Here is a 26,649-nt window from a genome sequence, read left to right as displayed (position 1 = left end):
CACTCAAGGGCGCGTGAAATGTCCCAGTTGTGGTAAGTACGAAACCATCAAAAATGGTAAACGTACAGGTAAACAATCTTACCTGTGTAAATCCTGCGGTCATCAGTTTGTAGAAAATCCTGCACCTGTGGGTAGGCGTGGGTATGACAAGGAAACTAAGCTAACGGTTTTATCACACATTGCACAGGGTAAGAGTTTACATTGGTGCGAAACATACTACAAAGTTGACCACAGCACAATCTACCTATGGGCGAAAAGCTGTGGTATTAAGGGTATGAAAGTCTCGAAAAAGCTAATGATGACCCCTGTACAGCAACAATGGCAATTAATTGGTAAGTTCAATGGGTTGGCTGAGTGGCTGACTAAAAATTGTCCGCAGTCACCGCAGTTAGATAGTGCGTTGCAATTACTAAGTGAAGCAATGCAACGTTCTCAGGAAGCTGTAGTCGCAGAGGTGAAAAAATGAGTGAAGTCCTTTGGCTTCCTACCCGCACCGTCCTTGAAAAATTCCACCCCGAAAACCCCCGCGAACACACAGAAGAACACGATTTACCCTGGATACGCGATTCTCTACTTGATTTTGGCTGGCTAACTTACCCAACCATCCAGCAAAACCTAGACGGTAGCCTGGGATACCTCATCTCAGGTCATGGTAGAACAATAGGGGCTGATTGGCTAAGTCAGCAGGATGATGATTTTTTTGCTAGTGAGTGGAACCGTTGGATAAAAGCCACTGGTAGAGACAAGATAGCCGCCAAGCACCAAGGACGCTTTTGTGCTGACTACTGGTTAAAAACCCCGGTCATCCCCACTACCCTGGATGACCTCAGCCAAAAATCTGCACTGTTGCGGCTTAACAACACTTCTCACGATGGGCGTGATAACCCTGGTAAAATCGCCGCAATTTTGGCACAAATGCCTAAACGTCAAATTAAGTCTGCGGGTTGGGATACTTCCACCGCTAACACTTTTATGCAGGCTTTTTTGCAAAGGAAGGAGGAGGAATCAACAGAGGAAGAGTTTGATTATCAAGAGAAAGAGTATTTTGAACGTGCTGATGCTACCGATTACTCTGGTAACACAATTGATGTTGAAGCGCGAGAATCGACCAGCGATTACGACAGCTACACGCCACCTAGCAACACAGAAGTAGTTACTGTTGATACAACAGAAGTAGCTGAAAACGTATTAGCTGAGGTTGAATCGTCCAACTACAACCCCAATGCTGAAGAACAGACGCGGTTTTTGGTGTATTTAAATAAAGATGTGATAGATGAATTTAAAGAGTTGGTAGCTGTAGCTGCCGATAAACTCAATATTCCTAAAGAGGGATTGGCGATCGCGTGGCGATCGCAAACTATATTAGAAGCAGTACGCTTGATTGCTAATCAACAAGATGCTTGATATAGAAGAATTCTTGAGCGCATACAACAGCAAAAAAGTTAAAAAATATCGGCGTAATCTATCACCGGAATTTATCGAAGCTGCAAGACAACGGATTTTAGCTACCAAGCCTTGGGAGAAATCAACCGGGCCGCGCACTGTTCAAGGTAAAGCAAAAAGTAGTCAAAACAACTTTAAACATGGTCGTCGCAGTCGCGCAATGATAGAAGTTAACCGAATTATCTCGGAAGTTAAGCGAGGTCAATAAAGTTACATTGAAATTAAGTAAAAAAATGACCTATTGGTCATAACGTAATGATGGCCAATGAAGAATCATTATACGGCAAAAGATTAACGGGAAAGTGGCGCGATGCTTTCACGGATGCCCAGAACTACGACTATGAAACCATTATTCGTGAGAGTTTTTATGTTGCTCACGGTCGGGTAATTAGTCAAATTGAAGGTGCGGGTAAGTTTGGTAAGGAAGCTAAAACTCTACTCCAGGCGTGTGAGGTGTTGGTGGAACAAGGGGAACTCACGCAAGAATTTGTAGAGGAACTGAAACTGCGTTTATTGGGACTTGATTTAGAGGGGATGCTACGTGCTTTTCAGGGTACGCTTGTACTAGCTGACGGGGCAATGCGACTTAGCAAGATGGGTGATATTCGTCGTCAGCTTGATATATGTAAGGCTTTTATTGTGGCGGTGTTGAAAAATTCGAGCGATCGCATTGCGCGTGAACTCGCCTTATCATGTATCCAGCAGCTAAAATTGGATGCTGATTTACCCTTAGAACAGTTGCAAGCATTAATTGATGAAGCGCACTCGTCCGACATCGAAGAAAGTGATGAAACCGAAGAAACGGACAACCAAGAAGCCGAAGATGTGTTAGAGGGGGACTTGTGGGAAAATTCGTAATTGATAAATTATGAGAATAATTGACGCACTACCCCCAACTCGCTATGCAGCCGCAGCCGCCCACGCCCGTACTGACCAATTCAAAAACCTAAAAGCCAAGACCATCAAACGTGTACAACAGTGGTACGCTGATCCACGAGTAAATCAAAATGTAGCGCCGGGGCTGTGGTTTGGGTATGGTAAAGATTCGATGGCTGGTGCGGTTATTCTCAAGCTTGCTTCTCTTGATTTTTGCCATTTAACTATTAATAATGGTGGCGATTTACCGCAACATTGGTTAGTTAAACCAGAGTGGGAGACTTACTTTGGTAAAGATTTTTACTACGAAGAATATACAACTGACCGCACCTTCCCCCAAATAATCCGCGCTTATCTTAATTGGGGTAATATTTACGGAATGCGTACCAAGGAAGGAAAAGCACTCAATTTTTGGGATTGGGGCGGGATGGCAGAAAGTATTACATACGAAGCAATCTATCAGTTTCACCACCTCTACGGTGAAGGCGAAGAAAATGTAATGTATATGTGGTCAAACCGTCAGGGCGAGGGCCAAGAGAGGGCTTTTGAAATAGCACGAGAGGGTATGTTTCAATTCCACGACCAAAACAAAAAAGACGCACTCCCCTACATCCGTGCGCTGCCTTTAGGTGATTGGAAAGATATCGATGTTTGGGCTTTATTGGTAAGCGAAAATAGTCCAATTTCCCCCATATACTCAATGCACCAAATACCGCAAAAACAAGGCAACAAAGCCTTTCCTAGAACATTGTGGTATTGCACGCCAGAAATACTATGTTCACAGTATTACAAATGGCTTGCTTTTTATGCACCAGTTCAACTCAAAGAACTGTGTGAATTGTTTCCAGAAATTCAAGCACGGTTCACTCTCAGAAGGAAGAAGGAAGAAGGAAGAGGGAAGAAGGAAGAAGGAAGAGGGAAGAAGGGTTAAAAACGACGTGGTGGCTTGTGCATCCACCCATCCCCTTCATGGAACGGCGAACCATCAACAAATTCCCATCGCCGATACCAAGTTGCTAATTCATTCTGATTAAGCCCATCGCCAAAAGCTTCGCAACGCAGGCAGATTGTATTGTAGGGGTAAGTATTGAGAACCTCTCTAAGGAGCGATCGCCCATTGCCCTATCCTCTGGCTTTTAAATTGATGCGTATTTGCTCAATAGCCTGCTCGAAAGCCCTGATTTTATGAGGGTCTTTGCAATGCCCCCAAAAGACCGCTTGACAGCCTTTTACCTTTTCAATAGGAGTTTTAAATAAGATAGCCCTAGTCATTCTATAAGCATATCCTCCTTGGCTATCTGGAATGCAGTCTGCGATATAAGCAGCCCCTATTATGGCTGATCTTTTTATGTCTGCTGGATTAATCTTATATTCTTTAAAGCAATAGTCAGAATCCTTGGATTGCGAAGCATGAATTAAGACCCAGCCTCTTCTCTTGGTAGGTGAATTCCTGTATTCAAATGGCTTTAGCCCCAAGCAAATAGCATAGGCATGGGGCGCATGGATTGAAATGGCTTTAATTTTGTCTAATATTTGCTTTGTCATAATCTTCATTTAATTGCTTTTATGCATATATTATTCAATCAGCTAAATAAATAGGCAAAGATTTAATGAAGATATTAATATTAGAATTGCCAAAAATATTAACTAATTATATGAGAATTCCACAATACAATTTCATTGACAGGCACTTGCATTGGCGGCATTTACAAAGTAATTGCTAACGCGCTTAAGTAGTCTAAATTATTTTATCTAGCTTCCGTAAAAAATCAAATTCCTACATCAGTAAGAGCTTTGAACTTTGTGTAAGGAAATTGTGAATTACTGCAACAAAAAACCTGTCACATAATCTATGACAGGTAATGAAAAATTGTGCGATCGCTAATTCGCAGAATGAATTTCGTCCGTTGCTTTCTCTAAATAACCTACAACCTCATCAAGCTGTGGCTGCTCAGAAGCCCAATTAGCAAGAGCGTGTAACAAATCTTCAAACGTGTAGCTTTCAGAAAGCAGAACTGGCATAAACTCATTAAAAAACTGTGTTAACCCAGCACGGCGAGAATCCTGTAAACCGTGACGAATCCCTTTGCGTGATTCTAAGTCCATTACTCCTCCGATGAACTACCTACGCACTCCGCTTAAGCTACGTGCGAGGTTTCTGACGCTTCAACTGCTGAACTTTCCTAAAACCTCCACAAGGCTGTGGGTTTTTAGAAAGAGGTTCAGCATCGGCGTTTGAGAGGCTAGTTCCTAACCCCTTGGCATAATTAATTATGAATTACGACTTACGACTTACGACTTACGAATTACAGCCCGTGTCCTGTCTACCCAATAGCCCCCGTACATAAAAATTTCACTGAGTCGTCCCTCTCCCAAATTGTGTAGTGCCTTCCCAGTCCGTGGGTCTAAAAGTATGGCGGCATGGTGAGTGCGATCGCCCACAATACACATGAGTATCACGTCGTTTGCTTGGAGTGGTTCATCTGTTTCGAGCTTCCGAAAACCACAGTCTGCAAAGTTAGCCCCAAACATATCCCAGTTGGGTGAAACTGTTTCTTCGATATCACCTCTGGGAAAGTCGGGCAACTCGATATCCAACATCCCTTTGTAGTAGCTACGGAATAGCGTGTAACAATCGCTACGATTGTACTCAAATCGCCATCCCAAGTAGTATTCCAAATCTTTGGGTGTATGGGGATTGGGAATTAGGGGATATGGGTAAATATCGTTAGGGTCGTAGTAGTCCCACTGGCCAAAGCCACTGTGATACAAGAGGTAGGGTAATTTTGCAGCTTTACTATTAGCTATGTCTATAGGACTAAGTAAAGCTGGTTGCGAATCTTGCCAATGGCTGTGGTAAATAGCCACTACTCGGTTAGTAGCGTTTATTTGGTCAAAATAGTCTGTTGAGATCGCAAATTCTTCTTGTGGATTTTCTGCAATATTCGCACAAGGAAAAACCTCGCCATTCTCACAAATCAATCCACATATTTCCATCTCGCTTAGGTACTGAGAATGGTTGATAATTTTTTGTTTAATTTGGGTTGTGATGAGCATGTAAACTAAAACACAGTATATATACTGAATTTTAGTTTTTAAAATTATTACTTTTTCTAAAGCACAAAAATTTTTAAGCTTGTTACATAATTTGCTACATTTTAGTTTTATTTTTTCAAAACATTTACCAGTAAGGCTTTTTGAAGCAAGGCAGAGGTCTGCAAAACCTCCATTCCCCGGTTCAAATCCGGGTGCCGCCTTTGAGAAATCTTGTTGGCTCTCTTAAATATCTAAACATTAGTAGCCATTCAGTAGCCAATTATCGAGATACATTTGCACCGAATGTTGTCTACATCGAGCTGATGGCTATGGCGGGGCGATGGCTGCCTGGTGCCCGTGGTGTTTTATTTCTGCCCCACCTATCAGGAGAGCGCAGTCCCCACCAACAGGGATTGCTTAGATTAATGTTGATTGCCATAGCGATTGCTTAAGTTGGATTGTAAGCGATCGCCAACCATCAAAGGGTAATTCTAAAAAGCCTGAAACAACCAAATTTCGTTAATACACATGATGGTCTATTTGTACAGTGCGTAAGTCCTAATCTGCTCCAGCTAGCTTTAGCCATCCCCAAATATTAGTAGCAACGCACCCTACGGCAGAGATGCGATCGCACTGATGGCAAGTGAAGGCGAGATGGAAACTTTTACACCTTCTCCTTAGCTGGTGTAGCGATGCCGCGCTTGATCAGATCTGCCTCTAGTTCTCTGATAAATCTCAAGTCTTCCTCCAATAGGGGTTGGCTGTCGCTTCCAGATGAGTTCTCACTCACGGAAGAGTTCTTCTCTAGGAAAGCAAATGCCTGCCGGAACTGACGCGGAGTTGCTTCAATTGGCGAGTCAAAGTGACAGGAAATAATCCGCTGAAAATCCCAAGTCGCAACCTTAACAGCCCAGTTGAGTACTTGTGTTGGTGCTTGAGGAAAAATGAGAGTTTGTAAACCTGCTTTAGGCTTTGATGTATATCACTTATTTTTGATATGTTTTATTTTATCAGGTAAAAGTAACTTATCTTTTTATCAATTATACTTTCGCAAGTATTCTTAATAATCAAAGGTGATATGCGATCGCAAACTACTAGGCATATATACGTTTTAATCTGAAAATGTAAAAGATAATTGAAATTTGTTGTCAAAGCAATTCGTTAAGTTAGAAACTAAAAATATAGATACAAGCAATCATTGATTCACCATGAATACTGTTTCTAGCTTCGGATTCAAGCGTCCGATATGGCAATCAATTGTCATGCTGACTTTGGGCTTCTGGCTCAGTGCAAGTCTGTTTTTAGACTGGGTAATTATGCCTAGCCTATATGTTTCTGGCATGATGACACAAGCCAGTTTTGCAACAGCAGGCTATGTCATTTTCTGGAATTTCAATCGCATAGAATTATTGGCTGCTGGCTTGGTATTAACTGGCGTTTTAGCTTTAAATAAAACCCAATCAAATTGGCGTGTAAGTAGCCTTGTTTTAGCCGTGCTACTGCTAGCTATATCGCTAGTTGATACATATTTTTTAACCCCGCAAATGTCTGCCATTGGACTGCAACTAAACCTATTTCAGGCAGCAGCGGATATTCCAGCAAACATGAATGTATTACACGGTGGTTACTGGCTTCTAGAAGCAGTCAAACTGGTGGCAGGAGGTACGCTACTAACTTGGTACTGGCGGCAGTAAAATTCTTAAAAGACGCGCTTTGGGCGCGTCTTTTGATTATTAATCTTCTGGTGTCTGATTTTGAAACCACAGCAGACGTACAGCCAACACAGCAAATCCCACCGCAGCGATCGCTTTTAACAACCGCGTAGGCAATAATTCTGCCACCGCTCCCCCAGCTAATGCACCTAACAAGCTAGTTAACAGCAATGCACCAGCCGTACCAAAGAACACAGCACGGGGAGACTGGCAACGGCCTGAAAGTGCGATCGCAGCTAACTGGCTTTTATCGCCTAATTCAGATAAAAAAACGGTGATAAAGCTCAATCCTAAAAGATGCCAATTCATAAATTAGTCCTTTGTCATCGGTCATTTGTCACTTGTCCTTTGTCATTTGTCACTTGTCTTTTGTTATTTACTAATGACTAATGACTAATGACTACATCGCAAAACAACATCAGAGAAATCAGCAGTAGCATCACTCCTGCGGCTTTCTCTACAATCTTTGGAGAAAGGCGGCTAGCTATCCAACGACCTAAAAGCACACCTAACAAGCTGGTGGTTATTAGTGCAGCGGCAGATCCTATAAACACCACCCACGGTGAATGTGATTCCGCACTCATCAATAGAGTAGATAACTGTGTCTTATCACCGATTTCTGCAAGAAAAATGGTTAAGAAGGTAGTGAAGAAAACCGCTACATTTGACTGCTTCTGAGGACAATCGCCAACCACCGACGATAATGGCTCAAATTTGGCTATACTTGTGTTGCAGTCAGTAGTGCTTGTTACTTCCAGCTGGCATTCAGATTTAGATATACTAGCGGTGCTCACAGGTGCAGAATCTAGTTTCACAGGCAGTAGTTTTATCTAGAGGTTTTTCATATTTCTCTCATTTTCTCAGATTGTCGTTACAAATTGCAAGTCTAGTATTTAAGAATCGGTCAGTGGGGGAGTGGGGGAGTGGGAGAGTGGGAAATTGGGGGAATGGGCATTGGGCATAGTTAACAACCACTAACTACTAACCACTAACCACCAACCAACAACCAACCAACAACAACCAACCAACAACCACCAACAACTAGCCACTAGCCCTTGGCTAAATATCCAACGGCTTTATTAAAGCGCAACATTTCTAGACTGCGATCGCCATAAACGCCTTCTATTTGCTCTTGGCAGCACTCAATGGCAAAGTCGTTTAACTCTTCGGGAGTAATACCATACATATTTTCAAACACTTCTGGTTCTACCCGGCAGAAACGCGGACGATTAGGATAAATACGGCATTCACGCGTATTTATGTCAAAATTGATACACCATCCTTCTTCACCAACCATGCTCAGGTAAAGTTCCAGTTCTTCGGGTGACAAATAATCATGCAAATCTGGACGGTATGCTGGGTCAAGATGACAGCAAGCTCCACATTGCTTTACACATTGCCAAGTTGCCATTTTTCAAACTTTTTTTGGTTAGTGGTTAGTAGTTAGTGGTTAGTGGTTTACTACTCCCCCATCACCACATCTCCCCATCACCCCATCTCCCACTCGCCATTTTAGTTTTTTATGTTGTTTCTTATCATTTTGTTAAGTAAATTAAATTTAGCAGGCGATCGCCGGATATGATCAATTCCGAGTTTGACAATTAGAGTAACAGATTGTTTTAAGTTTACAGGGAGGGAAAATGTTTGAAGCTTTAACAAGCATCAATTGGGAAGTTATTTTCCAGCTATTGTTTGTAGCGCTGATCATGTTAGCTGGCCCAGCGGTAATTTTTGTACTAGCTTTTCGTGGCGGCGATCTCTAAATATTAAATCCAGTATTTAATCTTTTTTGCTCTGGCCCGCAGAAGCGGGCTTTGTTTTGATTTGTTGGTTGTTGGTTGTTGGTCGGTGGTTATCTGTTACAAACAACAAGCAACACACAACTAACAACAATTACTTTCTTGATTCTAAGGCTTTTAGGGCTGCTTGAATGATGGAGTCATACTGGGGTTGAAAAATATCAACTTCTTTTGCATCTTCACGGTTAATACCAAGTAAACCAATGCCCTGTCCTTGCTGAACGGCTAAAACTTTGCCTTCAGGATTCTTAATTCTTAATTCAGGTGAAGAACCATTGTGATAGATGCCACAGGTATAAAGACGTTGGTTGTACTCAAACGAGGCTTTTAGCGGAGTAGCGCAAGAGACAAAAAGCTGATGTGACTGATTTGGGAGCCTGACGCCAACTAATTCTAACTCGATGGTGGTGTTGCCATTAAAATAATTTTCTCGCAGTTTGTAGGCAATATCTATTCGCGTTGGTAGAGGAAAGTAATCACGCCACCGCCAAGCGATCGCTTTAATTTTAAATTGCCGATCGTTGATTGTTTCAGCACAAGTCAGTTTAATATGACCTTTGCCAACTATTTGTTGTTCAATGACTTGGACATTAGAAGTCCAAAAAACCGGATCGGGGTTATCGATCCCGCAGGGTTCTAAGGCGTTAAGTTGTTGATAGAGTTCTTGGTTAATTTGATTGAGGTTTGCTTGAGCGTCAATTTTTAGCAGCGGCTTCAGGTGTTGAATTTCAAGACATTGGTTGGCGAATTCCACCAGCCGCGATCGCAAGGCTGCTAAATTTTCGGCAGGTAGAGAAAATCCACCGGCGGCTTTGTGTCCACCGAATTTACCCAGCAAGTCTTGGCAATATTCCAAAGCAGCAAATACGTGAAACTCTGGTATTCCTCGCGCTGAACCACGAATTAAGTTGTCATCTTCGTAAGTGGCAATAAATACAGGAACACCGTAGCGTTCTACTAAGCGGGAGGCGACGATACCAATAACACCGTGATGCCAGTTAGGTTGAACAACGACCAAAACGCGATCTTGGTATAGAGACGTTGCATGCAACGTCTCTACAATTGCGATCGCCTCTTGTTCAATTTCTTCGCACATTTGCTGGCGATGCTGGTTAATTCCTTCACACTGCATCGCTCGTTCTAGCGCAATCCCCATATCATCTGTAGTTAGTAGCTCAATCACTATTTGGGGATCGCCAATCCTACCAATAGCATTAATTCGCGGCCCAAGACGAAAACCAATATCTTCAGGCTTTAACGATTTTGGTTGTTGGTTGTTGGTTGTTGGTTGTTGGTTGTTGATTAATCTTTCCCCGATCCCCGATCCCCGATCTCCTCTCGCCTGCACTCCAGACACCTGAATCAAGGCCTGCACTCCTGGTAATTTAGACTTGGGTAATTGCTGCAAACCACGTTTTACCCAACGGCGGTTTACTCCAGTCAGGGGGGCTAAGTCGGCAATTGTTCCCAATGTAAATAGTTCCAACATTGGCTTGATAATGCCACTATTAGCTTGCTCTAGCTGTTGTGCAAGAGAAATTGCCAAAATGTAGGCAACACCCACACCCGCAACACCGCGATAAAGTGACGATTCTGGTAGTAATTTCGGGTTAAGGATGGCATTCGCTGGAGGTAATTGTTGGGGTATGTCGTGGTGATCGGTGACAATTACCTTTACACCAAGTTCTTTAGCTCTAGCAATGGGTTCAAATGCAGAGATACCATTATCAACAGTCAGAATTAGTTTTACACCTTCACTGTGGAATTCTTCCACAATGCGTTTATTGATGCCGTAGCCTTCATGCATCCGACTGGGAATAGCGTAATTTACCTCCGCGCCCAACCAACGTAAACTACGCAACAGTAAAGCAGTGCTGGTCATTCCATCTGCATCGTAGTCGCCGCAGATGGCAATTTTTTCTTTACAGGTAATGCAAGATTGCAATAACTCCAAACTAATTGGCAGATCTGGAAACTCCTCCAAAGGTGAAGGCAAGTTCAAAGATTCGGATTCTAAGAAAGCTTGTGCTTGTTCGGGGGTTTCAATACCGCGATTAATCAGCAGTTGGTTGATCAGAGGTAATAAATTAGTCGCTTTTGTTAAATGTTGTGCTAATTCTGTTTTTTGTGGGTAAATCTGCCAGCGCTGATTAGGTAAGCGCCGACGGGTTTTGACTGCTGTAATTGGGGATTTGTCTAGCACAGTTGGAGTTAGGAGTGGGCATATGACTTATTGCTCATATACCTTATCAAACCCAAATTTTAGTACAGAAGCAACTAATTGCCTCTGTACCAACTCCTAAGTTTCACAACACGTCAACTCGACCATCATCAAGAATGTAAATTGCGCGATCGCCTGGAGGATACCAAGTCGGACGTAATTCTACTTGCAGGGTTGCAAAGTTTGGTTTAGAGACAGTTGCTTTCAGCGGCAACCCTGCTTCATTCCAAAATAAGAGAGATACATTTGGCTCTGTACCGTCTCCTTGGTTTAATTGTAGTTCTTGTCCAGGTCGGAGGGTAATTGGATTGGTAGTGGATGGTTTCTGTAAATTAACTAAATTTGGTGTTTTATTTAAGACTTTCAATTGAATGCGTTGACCTGGGGAAAATTGAATTGGGCGAGGGCCGCATTTTGAAGCACAAGTGCCAGCAATAACAGAGCTATAATCTTTATATACTGAGATAAGCAGGGCTGTTGCGATTAAGATTGCAGAGACAAACTTAGACATGGAATCAGTACTTAAACAGGTTTACTAAAAGTATGTAGAATCGAATACCTTAGACTAACACCATATTTTGCGGTTTGTGTAGCTAATGTGTATATAAAATTACCTGATTTTTTTAATGCCATTGTGTTTTTCAATGCTACTGGTGAGATCGTTTATAATTCCTTTTAATTTCTTTTAATCCAAACTACTATTTAAAATTTGTGTAGCAGTGGCGATCGCTGCCGTTACGCTCTCAACAACATGAACATTTTCTGGCGACAGTTTTTTGAAGAAAAATTTGCTTTCTTCATCCTCAGTTAACAAAATTACTTGCTTATTTGTCTTCAAAGCTAGCGCTACTTCTGAAGCAGTTCCTGCACCCATTCCACAGGCAATTACCAAGTCAGAAGAAAGAACATTAATATTATTTCGAGCATTGCCCATATCAGTGAAAATGGCAATATCTACTGCCTCAGAAACATTCTTTTGATTCTCACTAGGTAGGATGCCAATCGTTAAACCATTGACAGATTTTGCGCCTTTATTTGCTGCATCCATCACACCGACATTTCTACCGCCAGTGAGCAATACCCATCCTTTTTGAGCAATAAATTTTCCTAATTCGTAAGCATTTTGTACATCAGTTACTGTTGCTTTTTCTCCTGGCCCCATCACCCCAATAATGATTTTTTTCATTTTTAGTTATTTGTTGTTTGTTGTTGGTTGTTTGTTGGTAGTTATTTTGTAAAGTTACCAATCAACTACCAACTACCAACTACTAACATTTTCTTACCATTCTTCAGCCCAATAGACGATTTCCGAAGCTGAGCTATCAATTGCTACTCCATAACTATCGCCATGATTCCACTTAAATTCGGTATTTCCTCTATCATTTGCACCTAATACAAATATTTCATAGGAACTAGGAAAGGAATCTTCTTGAGAGCCACTGGTATAGAAAAAAGTTGTAGGAACACCATTGGGTAAGTTAGCGTGTTCGTTTGTGTTACCACCTCTATACAGATGTTTAGCAACTGTTCTGTATTGAGTAAGTAGTCTTTTGATCTGTTGTTCTGGAAGTTTAAACTTGATCTGAAAAAAATTACTTCCTTGCAAAAAACCACGAGAAAAAGCAAGGTTTACATTAGAAGCATCAGCAGGAATGCGATCGGGAAAATGTTTGACTTGGTTTTGATTCAACCACAGTTGATAGCGGATTTCTCGGTAGCGTGAGGTATCTTTTATTATCTTTGCTTGATGATTGCGAACGCTCAAACCTTGTTTGACAACGAAACCTACCCCAACAATACCGATGCTGCTAAGCGACATCAAAACAATAACAGCAATTTGTAAAAGTTGTATAGACCCATAGTGTCTTGTTGGCAAACTTCGCTTCATTTAGTTGGGTTTTGAATTATGGTTATATACCCAACTTTTATCTAAATTCGTAGAAATTCGGAAGCGATTCTAAGTGTATTTACTCAAAATTTACAAAAAGTTTATTAAATCACAGTATAAACTCGGTTACTGATAAAAGTAAGGGGAAGGTGAAAGAAGCTTTTTATCCCCTTGTCCCCTTGTTCTATGAACCAAAGTTTGTTTGTCAAAGTACTAAAAACTGCCAATAATCATTCCAGCTAGGACTATAAAACCAATCCAAACATTTTGCCGGAACATCTCACCATAAACAGAATTAGGCAAGTCTTGTTGATTTAAACGAATAAACTGCCAAATCCAGCCACCAGTAGCAATTGCAAGACTAACCCAGAAGGCGATGTGGAGGTGAATAACCACTCCCAACCAAGCGAGAAAAAAGACGGTTCCAGCAAAGAAAATTCCGATCGCAACAGGTGCGTAATTACCAAAAAATAAGGCACTGGAATTAACACCGATGCGGCTATCATCCTCGCGATCGCTCATGGCATACACAGTATCAAATCCCAGTGTCCAGAGTACAGTTGCACCCCAAAGTAGCCAAGCCGGTTGGGAGAGATTTTGTGTGACTGCACTCCAGCTAATCAACACGGCAAAACCCCAAGCGATGGAAAGCACCAGCTGCGGTACGGGAAACACTCGTTTTGCCCCTGGATACAGTAAAATCACGGGGACTGCTGCTACACACAGCCAAAATGAGATTGGGTTAAGATATAAAGCGAGAACCGCAGCACATCCCAAAGCCACCATCGCGACAACGATACCGACTTTTACGGAAAGCGCACGGGAAGCGAGGGGGCGATCGCGTGTTCTTTCTACTTCTGGATCTATATCTCTATCCCATAAATCATTGACAACACAGCCAGCAGCGCTTGTGGCAAGCGTTCCCAAAATAATCACGCTAACCAATGGTAAAGGTGGCTTTCCAGCGGCTGCCAGAAACACAGCCCAAAGGGCAGGAATCATTAAAATTAGTCGTCCCTCTGGTTTATGCCACCGCAAAAGGCGGACGATCGCAAGCCACGTAGGTTCCTGGTTGTGTTCTGGCGTACTCAACATAGGGGATAGGGGATAGGGGATAAGGGATAGGGGAGACAGGGGGACAAGAAAGAATTTATCTCTAAATTTATTTCCCGATCTTTAATTCACACATCTTCACATCTATAGAATAAGTTTATTTGATATTTGTAAAAGTAGATCTTAAAGTGGCAACTTTGATTGAAGATCATAGTCACTTTAGTGTGAAACGCCAGGGTCAACAGAAAGACTCAATTAGAGTCAAATAAACAGTCAACATATTGTTAACAACAGTCACTACTTCACTGCCATCGGCAAGCCAGCTTTTTCCATCATTTACAGAGAGAAAACTAAATGGTCAATTTGGTTTCTGCTAGCTGGGGGGATACACCAACTCCAACAGACAAGCAACAGCGAATTATCGCTGCAATTGATTTGGGAACCAATTCTCTGCACATGGTTATTGTGCGGATTGAAGCAACACTGCCAGCATTTAGCATTATTGGTAGAGAAAAAGAGACCGTCAGACTGGGCGATCGCGATCTAGACACAGGCTGCTTAAAAACAGAAGTGATAGAAAGAGCGATCGCTTGCTTGCGACGCTTTCAAGAAGTTGCCAAAACTCTCAACGCTGAAACAATCGTTGCTGTCGCAACTAGTGCTGTGCGAGAAGCACCCAACGGTAAAGAGTTTATCCACCAGGTAGAAGTCGAGTTGGGTTTGAGCATTGACCTAATTTCCGGTCAAGAAGAAGCACGGCGAATCTATCTGGGTGTGCTGTCGGGGATGGAATTTAACAACCAGCCCCACGTCATTATTGATATTGGTGGCGGTTCCACAGAATTAATTTTGGGGGACAGTTACCAAGAACGAACTCTCACCAGTACTAAAATTGGTGCAGTTCGACTCACAAATGAATTAATCTCTACCGACCCAATTAGCAACGCTGAGTTTCAGTACCTGCAAGCTTATGCACGCGGGATGTTAGAACGTTCCGTAGAAGAGGTGCAGGCAAACTTACACTTTGGTGAATACCCCCGGTTGGTAGGAACTTCCGGTACGATCGAAACTTTGGTAACAATCAATGCCCGCGAGAAACTGAATTTTGTTCCTTCCACGCTCAATGGCTACCAGTTCAGCTTGAAAGACTTGCGCGAGTGGGTTAATCGCTTGCGAAAAATGACTCACTCCGAACGCGCAGCAATTCCTGGTATGCCAGATAAACGCTCAGAAGTGATCCTGGCTGGGGCAGTCATCTTACAGGAAGCGATGAGCCTGTTGGGAGTAGAGTTGTTAACAGTGTGTGAGCGATCGCTCCGGGAAGGAGTGATAGTAGACTGGATGCTCACCCACGGGTTAATTGAAGATCGCTTGCGCTACCAAAGTTCCGTACGCCAGCGCAGTGTCCTCAAAACCGCGAAGAAATACCATGTCAACTTAGAACACAGCGATCGCGTGGCAGTATTTGCTTTGAGTATATTTGACCAAATTCAAGGTATACTTCATAACTGGGGAGCCGAAGAAAGGCAACTGCTGTGGGCTGCGGCAATCTTACACAATTGCGGTCACTATGTCAGCCACGACTCTCATCACAAGCATTCGTACTATCTGATTCGCAATGGAGAGTTACTCGGCTACACCGAAACCGAGATGGAAATCATTGCCAATATAGCGCGATATCATCGCAAATCCCCGCCGAGGAAAAAGCACGAAAATTTCCGCAATCTTCTGCACAAAGAACACCGCCAAGCTGTCACTCAACTGAGTGCCATTTTAAGATTGGCAGTTGCTCTAGATAGGCGGCAAATTGGAGCGATAACGCAATTGCAATGTGAATTGATTCCAGATACGCGAGAATTCAAAATGCAAATTTTTCCATCTCGTCCTGATGATGACTGTGCCTTAGAACTCTGGAGTTTGGATTACAAAAAAGGAGTCTTTGAGGCAGAATTCAATGTGAAATTAGTGGCGACTTTAGAAAATTCTGCGATCGCAGTTGGTTAGTTATTAAGTAAATTAACTCACATTTTGCAACTGTTGCAACACTCAGGAGGCGCAACCTCCAAATCCTCGTTACCAGGTTCAACCTGGTAACGAGAATTATAGGCTTTGGCTCTGCCAGGAAATGAGAGAATTTGCTTACTCTGGGAGTTTAATTCCCCGAATAGAATAATCCAACAACTCCATCGGATGCATAATCGAAATTTCCTTCCCTTGCAAATTCAAATGCTTGCTAATCTGCAACGTACAACCTGGATTTGGTGAAGCAATTAAATCAGCACCAGTATTCAACAAATTTCGCACTTTTTGCTTACCCAATTCCTCTGCAACTTCTGGTTGCAGCAGATTGTAAACCCCAGCACTACCACAACATATAGCTGCATCTAAAGGTTCTTTCAACTTCACCCCTGGAATTTGCTGCAACAATTGACGCGGTTGCACGCTAATCTTTTGTCCGTGTAACAAATGACAAGCATCTTGATAAACCAAACTCAATGTTTTATCAGTCAACGGTGATAGTTTTGCTGTTAAACCAACCGTTGCCAAAAACTCTTGTGCATCCCTTACTTTCGCGGCAAATTTCTTTGCTTTTTCTCGATATTTTGGATCATCTTCTAAAATGTGACCGTATTCTTTTAAAGTATGACCGCAACCAGCAGCATTGATAATCACAAAATCTACGCCTGTATTGGCAAAACTATCAATCATCTGCCTAGCCAAAGCTTTAGCTTGTTCAGTTTGTCCTTGGTGTTCCGGAAGCGCCGCACAACAACCTTGAGATTTAGGAATCACCACCTCACAGCCATTTGCCGTTAAAACTCTCACCGTTGCTTCATTCACAGGTGAGAAAAACAGCCGTTGTACACAACCCAAAATCACCCCAACTCGATAGCGTTTTTTACCCTTTGCCGGAATCACATCTGGCAAATTATCCTGAAAAGATTTCAACGTAATTTCTGGCAGAATAGATTCCATTGCTGCCAATCGAGGCGATATATTCTTCAATAACCCAGTAGCACGAAAAAACTTAGAAAAACCTAACTTCTGATACACCAACAACGGCACTAGTAAAATTCGTAAAGCATCAGGGTTAGGAAACAAAGAAAATATCAGTTGCCTAATCAATCTATCCGACAAACTACGCGGATAATTACGTTCAACTTGGTGACGAGTTGCAGAAATTAACTTGTCATATTGCACCCCAGAAGGGCAAGTCGTCACACACGCCAGACAACCCAAACAAGAATCAAAATGTTGGACACTAGCTGTATTCAGTGCAATTTCACCCTCATTAATCGCATCCATTAAATAGATGCGTCCTCTCGGAGAATCCATCTCCTTACCAATCACCCGATAGCTGGGACAAGTCGCAAGACAAAACCCACAATGCACACAAGTATCTATCAATTTCGGGTCAGGCGGATGATTAGCATCAAACCCTTTCAAATTCTTCAAACTAGCCGTATTATTAACAGAATCTTCCGAAACTTGCATAATATTTCTTACTCTCCCCTCTCTTGGCGTCCTCTGCGTCTTGATGGTTCGTTTCCTAAATTCCCCCCACAAACCGACCAGGACTTAAAATATTCTTCGCATCAAACTGCGCCTTTATCCGCCGCATTATCCCCAAAGCATTGCCAGTGTAACCCCACACATCCAACTTTTGCTTAACCGCCACTGGTGCTGTCAAAATCGTCAGAAATCCCCTATGATTTTCACAGAGCGATCGCATCCCCAACACCCGCTCAACCTCCGCTTCACTTTCAAACCGCAACACCCCCAAACCGCTAGCAATGTGAATCAAACCCTTTTGCGCCTGCATCAAAATCTCAACAGCCGCAGTAGGTAACACTCCTATTTTGCAAGTAATTGCCGACTCACTGCTACTAACATGCATTGATTCTCGCAATCTTTGCCATAAATCAGCTTCATCCGCCCCTGCGTATATTGTCCCTTGCAAACCCAACTGCTGCCCCACTTCCACAAGCCGATTTGACTGTTCCTTGACACTCTCAGCTATACTCTGGAAGCGAGCAATTAATCCCATTCCTTTACCCAACCCCAACTCAGACACCAGCTGCATTGAGAGTAAATCAGCTTGAGTTGGTGTTAGTGCCGAACCACGCAGAGTAGCAGCAGCTTGAGAAACATCCTCTGCTGTACCAGTAAGTACGACTGTTCCAGATATTTCCGGTAATGGGTAAACGCGGAAAGTAACTTGACTAATCACACCTAATGTGCAATAGGAGCCTGTAAACAACTTCATCAAGTCGTATCCAGCTACATTTTTGACCACTCGCCCTCCAGCTTTGGCGATTTTGCCATCAGCACGCACAAAAGTAATGCCTAGTAATTGGTCGCGCACACTACCATAGCGCTGTCTCAGAGAACCTGTATCGGCGGTAGCAATAATACCACCAACAGTTGCTGATTCTGGTGCTACTGGATCGAGGGCAAGAAATTGGTTAGCCTTTGCCAAAATAGCTTGGAGGTCAGAAAACTTCATCCCCGCTTCGACTGTAACCGTCAAATCACCCACGGCGTGGTCTATGAGTTTGTTGAGGTGTTTTGTGCTGATTACAACATCAACCCCCTTGACTAACCCCCCCCAACTGAGTTTACTGCCACTACCACAAGCAAAGACGCGCCATTGGTTGTGGTTAGCTTGGGCGATCGCTTCTGCTAGTTGTTCAGTAGTGCGGGGATAGACAATGCAACTGGGAAGGCTTCCAGGTATTATTGCCTGTGATATGAGTTGTTGCTGATTGGCTGTTAAATTTTCCCAAGAACAGACAGCATTTTCGCCAACAATAGATGCAAAACTAGCAGCACAAAGGCGTAGCGGGATTTGTTCGCTAGACATTAGCTTTCATCGTTAAACGGTTTTTCTCTATGAAAATACGATACCGCAAATAAAATGGTTAGTAGTTAGCAGATGGTAGATAGTTGCTGCAAACAACATCTACTAACCACTAACCACTACCCCTGTCAAGGTGTGAGTCTTGGAAATGTATTTTTCTTGGTGTCTTAGTGTCTTGGTGTTTCAATGATTCTTTTTTCACCACCAAGACACTAAGACACAAAGAGGAAAATTGTCTTCTCTACTAAGATAATGGTTCGTTTTTTACCCACCTTGACAGGGCTACCACTAACCACTAACCACTAACTATTACACATTAACCATCTCTCTACTTTTATCTGGTGCGTAGTAATCTAATTTTTCCTTACCTGTAATCAATCTTGCGCCACGTTTGCGGGTGAAATAATTCCAACCCCACTGAACCATAACTATCAATTTGTTGTCAAATTCAATTAAGAAGTAGATGTGAACTAATAGCCAAAACAGCCACGCTAGAAAACCTGTCAACTTCATGAAACCCAAATCTACAACGGCAGAGTTTTGCCCAATTACTGCTAAGCTACCTCTGTCAACATAATAAAACCGTGGCAATGATGTTTTACCTTGAAGCCGTTGTTTAATGAGTGAAGCGACGTATTCTCCTTCTTGCATTGCTACGGGTGCGACACCAGGTAGAGGTTTACCATCTTGATGGGCAAAATGCGCTAAGTCACCTATAACAAAAATATTAGGATGTCCCTTGATACTTAAATCGGGTTCAACGATAACTCGTCCGGCGCGATCGCACTCTACACCTGTTCTTTCTGCTAGCACTTTCCCCAGTGGCGAAGCTTTCACGCCTGCTGCCCATAATACCGTCTTGGCATGAATCTGCGTGACTTCATCGCCTTGTTTGAGGGTGACAACATCACTTTCAATATTCGTTACCAGTGTTTTTGTCTGTACCGTCACACCCAATTGCTGTAAGGATGCTTCTGCTTGTGCTGATAACTCTGATGCAAACGGTGGCAAAATGCGATCCAAGCCTTCGAGAAGTAAAACTTGTGCTTCTGTGGTGTCAATGTTGCGAAAGTCTTCTTTCATGGTGTGGTAGGCTAATTCTGCGATCGCACCAGCTAATTCCACACCAGTAGGGCCACCACCGACAATTACAAATGTTAACCAAGCACGGCGCAGTTGCGGATCGGTTTCCTTTTCTGCGGCTTCAAACGCCATAAAAATGCGGTGACGCATTTCAATGGCATCTTCTACAGTTTTTAAACCAGGGGCGAATGATTCCCATTCGTCCTTACCAAAATAGGAATGCTTCGCACCAGTAGCAACTATTAACGTATCGTAGGGTATCGCTTCACCACCCATCAAGACTTTTTGTGCTTGGGGATCGATATCATTCACTTCTCCCAGCAACACCTTTGTATTCTTACTCTTATTTAGTACCGAACGTAATGGCGAAGAAATATCAGCAGGTGATATTGCGCCTGTTGCTACTTGATACAGAAGGGGTTGAAATAGGTGAAAATTGCGTTTATCTATGAGAGTAACATTCACATTAGCGAGATTAAGTGATTTTGCGGCATAAAGTCCACCAAAGCCGCCACCGATAATGACTACCTGATGCGGTGGTTGATTCTCAGTTGTGTTCGCCATAAAATTGATTTCCTTGTGTTGAGAGTGCTGTCACCATTCTTAACAAATTTTTACCAATTTGGTCAGATGGTTCTGTTTGCTATTCACATATTAAATTTTGTAAAAGTAATCGATAACACAAATAAAATGTAGTTAAAACTACTTTTTCCCCAACTGCTGCGAAGTAATCAATGATATTGCTGAGGCATTGATTATTCAAGGTATTCCTTACTTGTCAGCAGACGATCGCAAAGTCAGAAAGATTGACTCTTTGCCAACAAATCTGGGAGAAGCGATCGCCCACCTCAAACAAGACGATGTACTTTTAAATGCTTTAAATTCACAATTGTCAGCAGCTTACTTAGCTGTGCGTCAAGCTGAGTGGGAAGCCATGAAAGATTGGGATTTACAGGCAGAAGTGAAAGCTTTGTTAGAGCAATATTAGTGAAGTCATTAGTCATTGGTTATGCAGCTACAAATATTGGTAACATTCTGCGCTATCCAGTGGGAAATCGGATAGAAATAGCACAGGTGAAGCATGAAATCGACACGCTAAACCTTAAAATTTACAACACTACCTTGAAAAAATTTAAATATGTTTGTATCTAAAAAATTTAGCAGAAGTCAAATTTTTGCTCTGTCGTTAATAAGTGTATTGTTTGTAACAGCTTGTTCTCCTCAAAAACCTGAATCTTCTAACACCACAGCATCTACTCAACAAGCATCAAGTAGTAATAATGACACATTACGATTACTTTACTGGCAAGCTCCAACAATCCTTAATCCTCATCTCACCCAAGGCACCAAAGACTATCACGCCAGTCGAATCACCTATGAACCTCTTGCCAGTCATGACAAGGACGGTAAATTAATTCCCTTTCTCGCCGCAGAGATCCCTACACTTGAAAACGGTGGACTAACGAAGGACGGCAAATCAGTTACCTGGAAACTCAAGCAAGGAGTTAAGTGGTCTGATGGAAAAGCTTTTACAGCGGCGGATGTGGTATTTACTTATAAATTCCTCTCCAATCCGGCTGTTGGTGCTACGACCACCGCTTACTACGAAACCATCAAAAGCATCGAAGCTATTGACGACCATACCGTTAAAATCACTTTCAAAGATGTCAATCCCGCTTGGTCTTTGCCGTTTGTTGGTCAAAATGGGTTAATTCTACCGCAGCACATCTTTGAGAAATACAATGGTTCCAACGCTAGGGAAGCTCCTGGAAATTTGCGGCCTGTCGGTACTGGGCCCTATCGAGTGGTAGAATTCAAACCTGGTGACATAGTTATCTTTGAGCCAAATTCCTTTTTCCGGGAACCCACTGAGTCTTTGTTTAAGCGAGTAGAACTCAAAGGCGGTGGTGATGTAACTTCTGCTGCTAGAGCCGCGCTACAGACTGGAGACGTTGATTTTGCTTGGAATCTCCAGGTAGAAGCACCCATACTCAAGCAATTGGAAAGAGTCGGCAAGGGTAAACTAGTCAGCAGCTTTGGAGGTTTGGCAGAGCGGATTTTTCTCAATCAAACTGATCCAAACAAGCAGACAGCGGATGGCGATCGCTCTAGTCTCCAGTTTCCCCATCCTTTCTTTACTGACAAGAAAGTGCGCCAAGCTTTTAGTTATGCTATTGATCGCGACACTATTGCTAAACGCTTGTACGGTTCCACTGGTCGTCCTATTGCCAATACTCTAGTTGCACCAGATATTTATAATTCGCCCAATACTAAATACGAATTTGGCCTCAAACAAGCAGCCGCTTTACTTGATGAAGCAGGATGGAAAGACACAAATGGTAACGGTATCCGAGATAAAAATGGCGTCGAAATGAACGTTCTTTTCCAGACAGGAGTTAATCCTATCCGCCAGAAAACTCAGGAAATCATTAAACAAGCATTAACATCGATTGGCGTGAAGGTGGAACTCAAAAATATAGATCCAAGTATTTATTTCTCTGCCGATCCTTCTAATCCAGATACGACTGCTCGTTTCTACGCCGATATGCAAATGTATACTAACGGCAATGAAAATCCCGACCCTGGTGCATATATGAAGACGTGGACTTGTGATGATATTCCTCAAAAAAAGAACAATTGGTCACGTTACAACGTTTCACGCTATTGCAATCCTGAATATGACAAGCTTTGGCAACAGTCTACAAAGGAGTTAAATTCAGAAAAACGCCGACAGCTATTTATTCAAATGAACGATTTACTAATTAAAGATGCAATTGTGATTCCCCTAATTGGTCGCGCCAACGTCAGTGCTGCAAGTAATCGGCTGGCTGGTGTAGATTTAACTCCGTGGGATACTGATACTTGGAACATTAAAGATTGGCGAAGGAATAATAATTGATAAACAGATAATCAACATGCAAGTAGAGACACAACGACTTGTTATTAGGGAATTTAAACAAGAAGACTTTCGGCAACTTGCACCAATACTTGCAAATCCGCAAGTCATGAAGATAACATCACAAAGCTATGCAACCGATAAACCAGTACTGGCGGTTAATAGTTCTGTGTTAGACAGCGAATTAAGATGTGGATGGAGAATGCATAAGGGCGATCGCTCCTCGTGTGATTCTTTATTAAAGATGCAATACCGTTTCTCGAAAAAATGACTGCAAATTTTCTCTGCTTGTAGTAAGCACAAAGCGTGCTTACTACGAACCATGTGTAGTTCTAGTTTTGAGAATTGGTATAAATTGTTTCATACGTTCTCACCGACAACTGAAGCAGTCTAACGATTAGTTATGCTGCGTTTGTCTCTACTTTCTACTCTCCGGTTCTTCATAGGGGCCAAGAAATCTCTCTCCGTTGAAATGAATCATGTGATCTGGTTGATCTGCAATCCAAACTTCTGTTTCCCAAGAAATCTCAGCAAGATACCGAGTCATTTCCTTGCGGCTTGGGAAAGCAGTAACAAAGACTAGACCCTTACTACTTGACTGAAACAGCCGCTTTAATTCATTGCGACGTTTTAAGTTAACCGGACCATGACTGGTTACGGCCTCTATCAATACAAGCCAGTCTGGCTGCTCATAATAAACTACAACATCTGGCATCTTACCGTGAGGATCTAACTCAACTCCCATTTCTCTGAACTTCTGGGTTTCGTTAATGATGAACTTATCGACTGCATCACCCACATACAGAACCACACCTCCAGGTGTAAATCTAGAGCAGAAGCTTTCCAAAATGTCTTTTATCAATTTGTTTTGTCCACCAGATGAAAGCTGAATTGCTTGACCGTCGGGTAAGCTAACAGGAATCATCGGTATATTTCGATTTCTGTGCTGCAATAAATTTGTTACTGAAACAGCATAATTTTGACGAGCCTCTTCCCACTGCTCAGAGCCATATGTTCGTAGAAGTGACAGTGCTTGCTGCTGAAGCTGATAACACCACTTGGGGCTATTAATCGGTCGATCTGGTCGATCTGGATTCTCAACAACTAACCCCATCTGCACAAACTGGTGCATCGTCTGTCGTCTGACTGTTTCGCGTGTATTCGGTGCGTATTGCTTACCGTAGTAATCGCGAAACCAATCCATCATTTCAGTAATTCTGCGTCTTGGTGCTGTCGCTTGATTCCAAGGAGTTTCAGGTCGAATGTCTGTCAATGCGAGTAAGCAAAGTGCTGATCGTTCATTTTGCTGCTCCCTTGGAGCAGAAATATCTTTGAGAATAGCAAGTGCTTCTTCGATTCGTTTACTAGCCTGGATCGCGTTTGTTGCTTCGCTCATGATTGACAGAGTTTTGTGTACAAGCGTATCAAGTTGCTCCTGGTCAAAGACAGAATCACCAATGTGGCTTCCCAGTTGGATCAGATCATCTTTGCACGGGTATTTAATTCTACGCAAATCCGTTGCATTGACTTGTGTATGCCCACTGAACTGCCGGAAGTAGTTATCAAATAAAGTTGAATTAAGAAATGCTGCTAAACCTCGTGCCAGATCGGGATTCATTCCCTTAGCTTTAGCATGGTAGTAGTTAAGGTGATTCTCTATGCCTAGTGCTGGTGCGTCTATAGGAGAACATACAGCAGCAACAACACGACGCTTCTCTTCCTTAGCAGAAAAACGTTTTGTTAAGACATACCAACCCGGTTGAACTAACCATTTTCCTGTTTCCTGGTTTTGTTCAATAGCAATTGGCTTACGGGGATTGATTGGTGGAAACAACACTTTCCCTGCTTTCATGGATTCTGGGTAAAGCAATGGGACGTTCTGCTCGCTCAAGCAATTTCTCAAAGCTGATTTGAGACGAAAATCTACAACCGGGCCTGTTGACACCTCTAAACCAAGTTCCTCTAAGGTGGAAGGAAATTTATCCATTTGCACTCTCAAAGAATCTTCGAGAGAGTTTGTAACAATATGAACAAACATCTCGGGATCATTTGTGTCAATAACTTCGCTATAGGGAACACGTCTCATTTCTGAAAACTCATCTAACCCATTTTCAGAATTACTAGTGACTTCTATAAACTCCGGTTTAATTTTTGTTTTAGTAGCATGAAAAATAATATTTTCTTGTAATACATCATCTTCTGAAAAAGCTAATGAACGACTTTCATAAACATGAATTTTTTCAAGTCCCATCTCTCCCAAAAAAGCTTTACGGAAGGGACGAAAATAAGTGCCATTACAGAAGCTTCTAGGAGTAATCGCAACTAACTCTCCACCCTCAGCAAGTTGTAACATAGCAAGCCAAACAAATGCACTATATAAATTGACAGTTTCAATTCCAAGTTTTGAAAGAATTTTTTTCTCGACTGATTGACTGTTGATCTTTTTGTAGGGTGGATTCAAAATTGCGTGAGTAAAACTTATAGATGACGTAGTAAAAAGTGGCAAATTTATTTCAGCAACAGCCTCTATGAAGCTTTCTTCGCGTAAACAATAATCTGCTTGAATTCCTCTGTTTTCTAAAGCTGCACAACACTCTGTAAGGCATTGTTTCAAAGATGATAGAAAGGTTACTTCCACTTCATATGCTGTGATGAAGCAACTCTCAACCTTATCTGAATTTATCAATAATCGCTCTACAAAGGCAGCAGTTAATGCCCCAACTCCGGCTCCAGGGTCTAGAAGACTAACGTGACCTGATAGATTGCTAAATTGTCCTGCCATAAAACGGGCAATGATCGCAGGAGTCAAAAACTGACCCAATTCACTACGCTGTTTCAGATTCAGCCTTGAGGAGAAATGAATCCTAGAGATGTCTGTGGAGTCTGTAAGGAACGGAAAATATTGCATGCCCAAGGATTAGAAATGAGTTAGATATCCACCATCAACCGCCAAAACCTGACCAGTGACGTAGGATGCAGCAGTTGAAGCAAAGAAAATGACAGCACCAGCGATTTCTTTGGGTTCTCCCCAACGACCAAGGGAGGTTCGCTTTTGCAGCCAAGCGGTGATTTCCCGATTTCAACGCAGAGGGGCGCGGAGGTAAACGCAGAGGCTCGCAGAGTCTTGGTGCAAAAGTTTCGCGCACTTAAACGCCATGCTGCTTAAACCATGCCTGGAGGCGTTGCCAGCCTTCTTTGGCTTCTTTTTCGCGGTAGGAGGGGCGATAATCAGCAAAAAAGGCATGGGGTGCATTGGGATAGACGATGATTTCGGATTTGCTGCTACTGGACTTGAGGCGATCGCGCATTTGTTCCACTGTATCAAGGGGAATGCCTGTATCCTTGCCGCCATAGAGTCCGAGAACAGGAACTTTCAGCCCGGAGGCAATGACGAATTTCTTCAATACTGCTTAATTTCGAGACATCGCCCTGACGCACGAACAATTCTGGAGCGATCGCCACGTATCCCAACTTTGCAAAGCGACGGCAGATATCCTGAATGTGTTCGTGTACGCCAAATATTTCCTGGATTACTAGGACAATTGGAAAATTACCGCCAGTGGCGGGCATTGCTCTGTAGGCAGGAATTTCACCATCTTTGACGGGAATTTTCACCGCACCCGCCACTAATCCTTTAGTATCGGTGGTGATGACTTTGGCAGAAATGGGTTGCACAGCCAAGACAAAACCCGTTGCAAGGGTGGCAGTGGCAATAAATTTGCGGCGTGTTATTTCTTTTATCATCTTTGAATTCGTGCGATCGCCCGGATAGCAATCGTAA

Annotated in this window: 26 protein-coding genes and 3 pseudogenes; 11 read left to right on the top strand and 18 right to left on the bottom strand. The window is 42.6% G+C overall.

Annotated elements, in window-relative coordinates:
• Nucleotides 1-13: 13 nt before the first annotated feature.
• The 5 genes and pseudogenes from HXY43_RS22780 to HXY43_RS22760 form a co-directional block, all read left to right on the top strand.
• Nucleotides 14-127 (top strand): annotated as a pseudogene (locus HXY43_RS22780) (IS1 family transposase); the annotation flags it as partial.
• 335 nt (nucleotides 128-462) lie between these two features.
• Nucleotides 463-1,404 (top strand): hypothetical protein, encoded by a 942-nt coding sequence (locus HXY43_RS22775; RefSeq protein WP_290888183.1) that lies wholly within the window; start codon nucleotides 463-465, stop codon nucleotides 1,402-1,404.
• Complete coding sequence (locus HXY43_RS22770; RefSeq protein WP_102177114.1) at nucleotides 1,397-1,651, top strand: hypothetical protein; 255 nt, start codon at nucleotides 1,397-1,399, stop codon at nucleotides 1,649-1,651. The genes HXY43_RS22775 and HXY43_RS22770 overlap by 8 nt, the downstream gene beginning before the upstream one ends.
• 47 nt (nucleotides 1,652-1,698) lie before the next feature.
• Nucleotides 1,699-2,301 (top strand): hypothetical protein, encoded by a 603-nt coding sequence (locus tag HXY43_RS22765; RefSeq protein ID WP_290888178.1) that lies wholly within the window; start codon nucleotides 1,699-1,701, stop codon nucleotides 2,299-2,301.
• Between the two features lie 10 nt (nucleotides 2,302-2,311).
• Entirely contained in the window at nucleotides 2,312-3,250 is a 939-nt protein-coding gene (locus HXY43_RS22760) for a phosphoadenosine phosphosulfate reductase family protein (RefSeq protein WP_290888174.1), read from the top strand.
• 191 nt (nucleotides 3,251-3,441) lie between these two features.
• On the opposite strand, the gene HXY43_RS22755 is transcribed toward HXY43_RS22760, so the two are convergent.
• The 3 genes from HXY43_RS22755 to HXY43_RS22745 form a co-directional block, all read right to left on the bottom strand.
• Nucleotides 3,442-3,864, bottom strand: coding sequence for a hypothetical protein (locus HXY43_RS22755; protein ID WP_146007200.1), 423 nt, complete (start codon nucleotides 3,862-3,864; stop codon nucleotides 3,442-3,444).
• A 336-nt stretch (nucleotides 3,865-4,200) separates the two neighbouring features.
• A complete protein-coding gene (locus tag HXY43_RS22750) occupies nucleotides 4,201-4,425 on the bottom strand; it encodes a hypothetical protein (protein ID WP_290888166.1) in 225 nt (74 codons plus the stop codon).
• A 186-nt stretch (nucleotides 4,426-4,611) separates the two neighbouring features.
• Nucleotides 4,612-5,316: an NlpC/P60 family protein gene (locus tag HXY43_RS22745; RefSeq protein WP_290888163.1), complete on the bottom strand. Its 705-nt coding sequence runs from the start codon at nucleotides 5,314-5,316 to the stop codon at nucleotides 4,612-4,614.
• 200 nt (nucleotides 5,317-5,516) lie between these two features.
• On the opposite strand from HXY43_RS22745, the gene HXY43_RS22740 reads away from it, so the two are divergent.
• Nucleotides 5,517-5,807, top strand: a complete 291-nt coding sequence (locus tag HXY43_RS22740) for a hypothetical protein (protein ID WP_290888160.1) — start codon at nucleotides 5,517-5,519, stop codon at nucleotides 5,805-5,807.
• 212 nt (nucleotides 5,808-6,019) lie between these two features.
• Here HXY43_RS22740 and HXY43_RS22735 read toward each other — a convergent pair.
• Nucleotides 6,020-6,313, bottom strand: a pseudogene (locus HXY43_RS22735) (DUF4336 domain-containing protein); the annotation flags it as partial.
• Nucleotides 6,314-6,563: 250 nt separating this feature from the next.
• Here HXY43_RS22735 and HXY43_RS22730 point away from each other — a divergent pair.
• Nucleotides 6,564-7,049 carry a DUF4149 domain-containing protein gene (locus tag HXY43_RS22730; protein WP_026731893.1) on the top strand — a complete coding sequence of 162 codons (486 nt, stop codon included), beginning with the start codon at nucleotides 6,564-6,566 and terminating at the stop codon, nucleotides 7,047-7,049.
• Between the two features lie 39 nt (nucleotides 7,050-7,088).
• Here HXY43_RS22730 and HXY43_RS22725 read toward each other — a convergent pair whose 3' ends face one another.
• From HXY43_RS22725 to HXY43_RS22715, 3 genes are all read right to left on the bottom strand, one after another.
• A complete protein-coding gene (locus HXY43_RS22725) occupies nucleotides 7,089-7,376 on the bottom strand; it encodes a TMEM165/GDT1 family protein (RefSeq protein ID WP_026731892.1) in 288 nt (95 codons plus the stop codon).
• 77 nt (nucleotides 7,377-7,453) lie between these two features.
• Complete coding sequence (locus HXY43_RS22720; protein WP_290888155.1) at nucleotides 7,454-7,882, bottom strand: TMEM165/GDT1 family protein; 429 nt, start codon at nucleotides 7,880-7,882, stop codon at nucleotides 7,454-7,456.
• A 233-nt stretch (nucleotides 7,883-8,115) separates the two neighbouring features.
• A complete protein-coding gene (locus HXY43_RS22715) occupies nucleotides 8,116-8,478 on the bottom strand; it encodes a YkgJ family cysteine cluster protein (RefSeq protein ID WP_290888152.1) in 363 nt (120 codons plus the stop codon).
• Between the two features lie 229 nt (nucleotides 8,479-8,707).
• On the opposite strand from HXY43_RS22715, the gene HXY43_RS22710 reads away from it, so the two are divergent.
• Nucleotides 8,708-8,830, top strand: a complete 123-nt coding sequence (locus tag HXY43_RS22710) for a photosystem II reaction center protein Ycf12 (RefSeq protein ID WP_016873729.1) — start codon at nucleotides 8,708-8,710, stop codon at nucleotides 8,828-8,830.
• A gap of 130 nt (nucleotides 8,831-8,960) precedes the next feature.
• On the opposite strand, the gene HXY43_RS22705 is transcribed toward HXY43_RS22710, so the two are convergent.
• The 5 genes from HXY43_RS22705 to HXY43_RS22685 form a co-directional block, all read right to left on the bottom strand.
• On the bottom strand, nucleotides 8,961-11,069 hold the full coding sequence (locus tag HXY43_RS22705; RefSeq protein ID WP_290888146.1) for a DHH family phosphoesterase: 2,109 nt from the start codon (nucleotides 11,067-11,069) through the stop codon (nucleotides 8,961-8,963).
• A gap of 103 nt (nucleotides 11,070-11,172) precedes the next feature.
• Nucleotides 11,173-11,598 carry a hypothetical protein gene (locus HXY43_RS22700; protein WP_290888144.1) on the bottom strand — a complete coding sequence of 142 codons (426 nt, stop codon included), beginning with the start codon at nucleotides 11,596-11,598 and terminating at the stop codon, nucleotides 11,173-11,175.
• A gap of 174 nt (nucleotides 11,599-11,772) precedes the next feature.
• Nucleotides 11,773-12,273, bottom strand: coding sequence for a cytochrome (locus HXY43_RS22695; protein WP_290888142.1), 501 nt, complete (start codon nucleotides 12,271-12,273; stop codon nucleotides 11,773-11,775).
• Nucleotides 12,274-12,366: 93 nt separating this feature from the next.
• Nucleotides 12,367-12,975 (bottom strand): hypothetical protein, encoded by a 609-nt coding sequence (locus HXY43_RS22690; protein WP_290888139.1) that lies wholly within the window; start codon nucleotides 12,973-12,975, stop codon nucleotides 12,367-12,369.
• Nucleotides 12,976-13,188: 213 nt separating this feature from the next.
• Entirely contained in the window at nucleotides 13,189-14,070 is an 882-nt protein-coding gene (locus tag HXY43_RS22685) for a 4-hydroxybenzoate solanesyltransferase (RefSeq protein WP_290888136.1), read from the bottom strand.
• Between the two features lie 312 nt (nucleotides 14,071-14,382).
• Here HXY43_RS22685 and HXY43_RS22680 point away from each other — a divergent pair, with 312 nt between their 5' ends.
• Nucleotides 14,383-16,032, top strand: a complete 1,650-nt coding sequence (locus tag HXY43_RS22680; RefSeq protein ID WP_290888133.1) for a Ppx/GppA phosphatase family protein — start codon at nucleotides 14,383-14,385, stop codon at nucleotides 16,030-16,032.
• A gap of 135 nt (nucleotides 16,033-16,167) precedes the next feature.
• On the opposite strand, the gene HXY43_RS22675 is transcribed toward HXY43_RS22680, so the two are convergent.
• The 3 genes from HXY43_RS22675 to HXY43_RS22665 form a co-directional block, all read right to left on the bottom strand.
• Entirely contained in the window at nucleotides 16,168-17,523 is a 1,356-nt protein-coding gene (locus tag HXY43_RS22675) for a heterodisulfide reductase-related iron-sulfur binding cluster (RefSeq protein WP_290888130.1), read from the bottom strand.
• Nucleotides 17,524-17,578: 55 nt separating this feature from the next.
• A complete protein-coding gene (locus HXY43_RS22670; RefSeq protein ID WP_290888127.1) occupies nucleotides 17,579-18,892 on the bottom strand; it encodes an FAD-binding oxidoreductase in 1,314 nt (437 codons plus the stop codon).
• Between the two features lie 306 nt (nucleotides 18,893-19,198).
• Entirely contained in the window at nucleotides 19,199-20,536 is a 1,338-nt protein-coding gene (locus tag HXY43_RS22665; protein WP_290888124.1) for an NAD(P)/FAD-dependent oxidoreductase, read from the bottom strand.
• A gap of 187 nt (nucleotides 20,537-20,723) precedes the next feature.
• On the opposite strand from HXY43_RS22665, the gene HXY43_RS22660 reads away from it, so the two are divergent.
• Together HXY43_RS22660 and HXY43_RS22655 are read left to right on the top strand one after the other, a co-directional pair.
• Nucleotides 20,724-20,960: a hypothetical protein gene (locus tag HXY43_RS22660; protein ID WP_367161498.1), complete on the top strand. Its 237-nt coding sequence runs from the start codon at nucleotides 20,724-20,726 to the stop codon at nucleotides 20,958-20,960.
• 150 nt (nucleotides 20,961-21,110) lie between these two features.
• Complete coding sequence (locus HXY43_RS22655; protein ID WP_290888121.1) at nucleotides 21,111-22,871, top strand: peptide ABC transporter substrate-binding protein; 1,761 nt, start codon at nucleotides 21,111-21,113, stop codon at nucleotides 22,869-22,871.
• Between the two features lie 415 nt (nucleotides 22,872-23,286).
• On the opposite strand, the gene HXY43_RS22650 is transcribed toward HXY43_RS22655, so the two are convergent.
• The 3 genes and pseudogenes from HXY43_RS22650 to HXY43_RS22645 form a co-directional block, all read right to left on the bottom strand.
• Nucleotides 23,287-25,776, bottom strand: a complete 2,490-nt coding sequence (locus HXY43_RS22650; RefSeq protein ID WP_290888118.1) for a BsuBI/PstI family type II restriction endonuclease — start codon at nucleotides 25,774-25,776, stop codon at nucleotides 23,287-23,289.
• Nucleotides 25,777-25,785: 9 nt separating this feature from the next.
• Nucleotides 25,786-25,926 carry an SDR family oxidoreductase gene (locus HXY43_RS26985; RefSeq protein ID WP_367161499.1) on the bottom strand — a complete coding sequence of 47 codons (141 nt, stop codon included), beginning with the start codon at nucleotides 25,924-25,926 and terminating at the stop codon, nucleotides 25,786-25,788.
• An 88-nt stretch (nucleotides 25,927-26,014) separates the two neighbouring features.
• Nucleotides 26,015-26,609 (bottom strand): annotated as a pseudogene (locus HXY43_RS22645) (dienelactone hydrolase family protein).
• Nucleotides 26,610-26,649 lie beyond the last annotated feature (40 nt).

Origin of the sequence: Fischerella sp. (assembly GCF_013388695.1) — a bacterium.
In the GTDB taxonomy this organism is placed as follows: Bacteria; Cyanobacteriota; Cyanobacteriia; order Cyanobacteriales; family Nostocaceae; genus PCC9605.
The sequence above is the reverse complement of the archived record's forward strand: the minus strand, read 5'-3'. Positions and strand labels throughout refer to the sequence as shown.

Excerpts from the sequence above, each read along its gene's own strand:
- HXY43_RS22650 (WP_290888118.1), bottom strand. The coding sequence starts at position 25,776 with ATGCAATATTTTCCGTTCCTTACAGACTCCACAGACATCTCTAGGATT.
- HXY43_RS22695 (WP_290888142.1), bottom strand. The coding sequence starts at position 12,273 with ATGAAAAAAATCATTATTGGGGTGATGGGGCCAGGAGAAAAAGCAACA.
- HXY43_RS22745 (WP_290888163.1), bottom strand. The coding sequence starts at position 5,316 with ATGGAAATATGTGGATTGATTTGTGAGAATGGCGAGGTTTTTCCTTGT.
- HXY43_RS22655 (WP_290888121.1), top strand. The coding sequence starts at position 21,111 with ATGTTTGTATCTAAAAAATTTAGCAGAAGTCAAATTTTTGCTCTGTCG.
- HXY43_RS22690 (WP_290888139.1), bottom strand. The coding sequence starts at position 12,975 with ATGAAGCGAAGTTTGCCAACAAGACACTATGGGTCTATACAACTTTTA.
- HXY43_RS22700 (WP_290888144.1), bottom strand. The coding sequence starts at position 11,598 with ATGTCTAAGTTTGTCTCTGCAATCTTAATCGCAACAGCCCTGCTTATC.
- HXY43_RS22775 (WP_290888183.1), top strand. The coding sequence starts at position 463 with ATGAGTGAAGTCCTTTGGCTTCCTACCCGCACCGTCCTTGAAAAATTC.
- HXY43_RS22680 (WP_290888133.1), top strand. The coding sequence starts at position 14,383 with ATGGTCAATTTGGTTTCTGCTAGCTGGGGGGATACACCAACTCCAACA.
- HXY43_RS22770 (WP_102177114.1), top strand. The coding sequence starts at position 1,397 with ATGCTTGATATAGAAGAATTCTTGAGCGCATACAACAGCAAAAAAGTT.
- HXY43_RS22665 (WP_290888124.1), bottom strand. The coding sequence starts at position 20,536 with ATGGCGAACACAACTGAGAATCAACCACCGCATCAGGTAGTCATTATC.
- HXY43_RS22750 (WP_290888166.1), bottom strand. The coding sequence starts at position 4,425 with ATGGACTTAGAATCACGCAAAGGGATTCGTCACGGTTTACAGGATTCT.
- HXY43_RS22725 (WP_026731892.1), bottom strand. The coding sequence starts at position 7,376 with ATGAATTGGCATCTTTTAGGATTGAGCTTTATCACCGTTTTTTTATCT.
- HXY43_RS22710 (WP_016873729.1), top strand. The coding sequence starts at position 8,708 with ATGTTTGAAGCTTTAACAAGCATCAATTGGGAAGTTATTTTCCAGCTA.
- HXY43_RS22715 (WP_290888152.1), bottom strand. The coding sequence starts at position 8,478 with ATGGCAACTTGGCAATGTGTAAAGCAATGTGGAGCTTGCTGTCATCTT.
- HXY43_RS22730 (WP_026731893.1), top strand. The coding sequence starts at position 6,564 with ATGAATACTGTTTCTAGCTTCGGATTCAAGCGTCCGATATGGCAATCA.
- HXY43_RS22760 (WP_290888174.1), top strand. The coding sequence starts at position 2,312 with ATGAGAATAATTGACGCACTACCCCCAACTCGCTATGCAGCCGCAGCC.
- HXY43_RS22765 (WP_290888178.1), top strand. The coding sequence starts at position 1,699 with ATGATGGCCAATGAAGAATCATTATACGGCAAAAGATTAACGGGAAAG.
- HXY43_RS22670 (WP_290888127.1), bottom strand. The coding sequence starts at position 18,892 with ATGTCTAGCGAACAAATCCCGCTACGCCTTTGTGCTGCTAGTTTTGCA.
- HXY43_RS22675 (WP_290888130.1), bottom strand. The coding sequence starts at position 17,523 with ATGCAAGTTTCGGAAGATTCTGTTAATAATACGGCTAGTTTGAAGAAT.
- HXY43_RS22685 (WP_290888136.1), bottom strand. The coding sequence starts at position 14,070 with ATGTTGAGTACGCCAGAACACAACCAGGAACCTACGTGGCTTGCGATC.
- HXY43_RS22755 (WP_146007200.1), bottom strand. The coding sequence starts at position 3,864 with ATGACAAAGCAAATATTAGACAAAATTAAAGCCATTTCAATCCATGCG.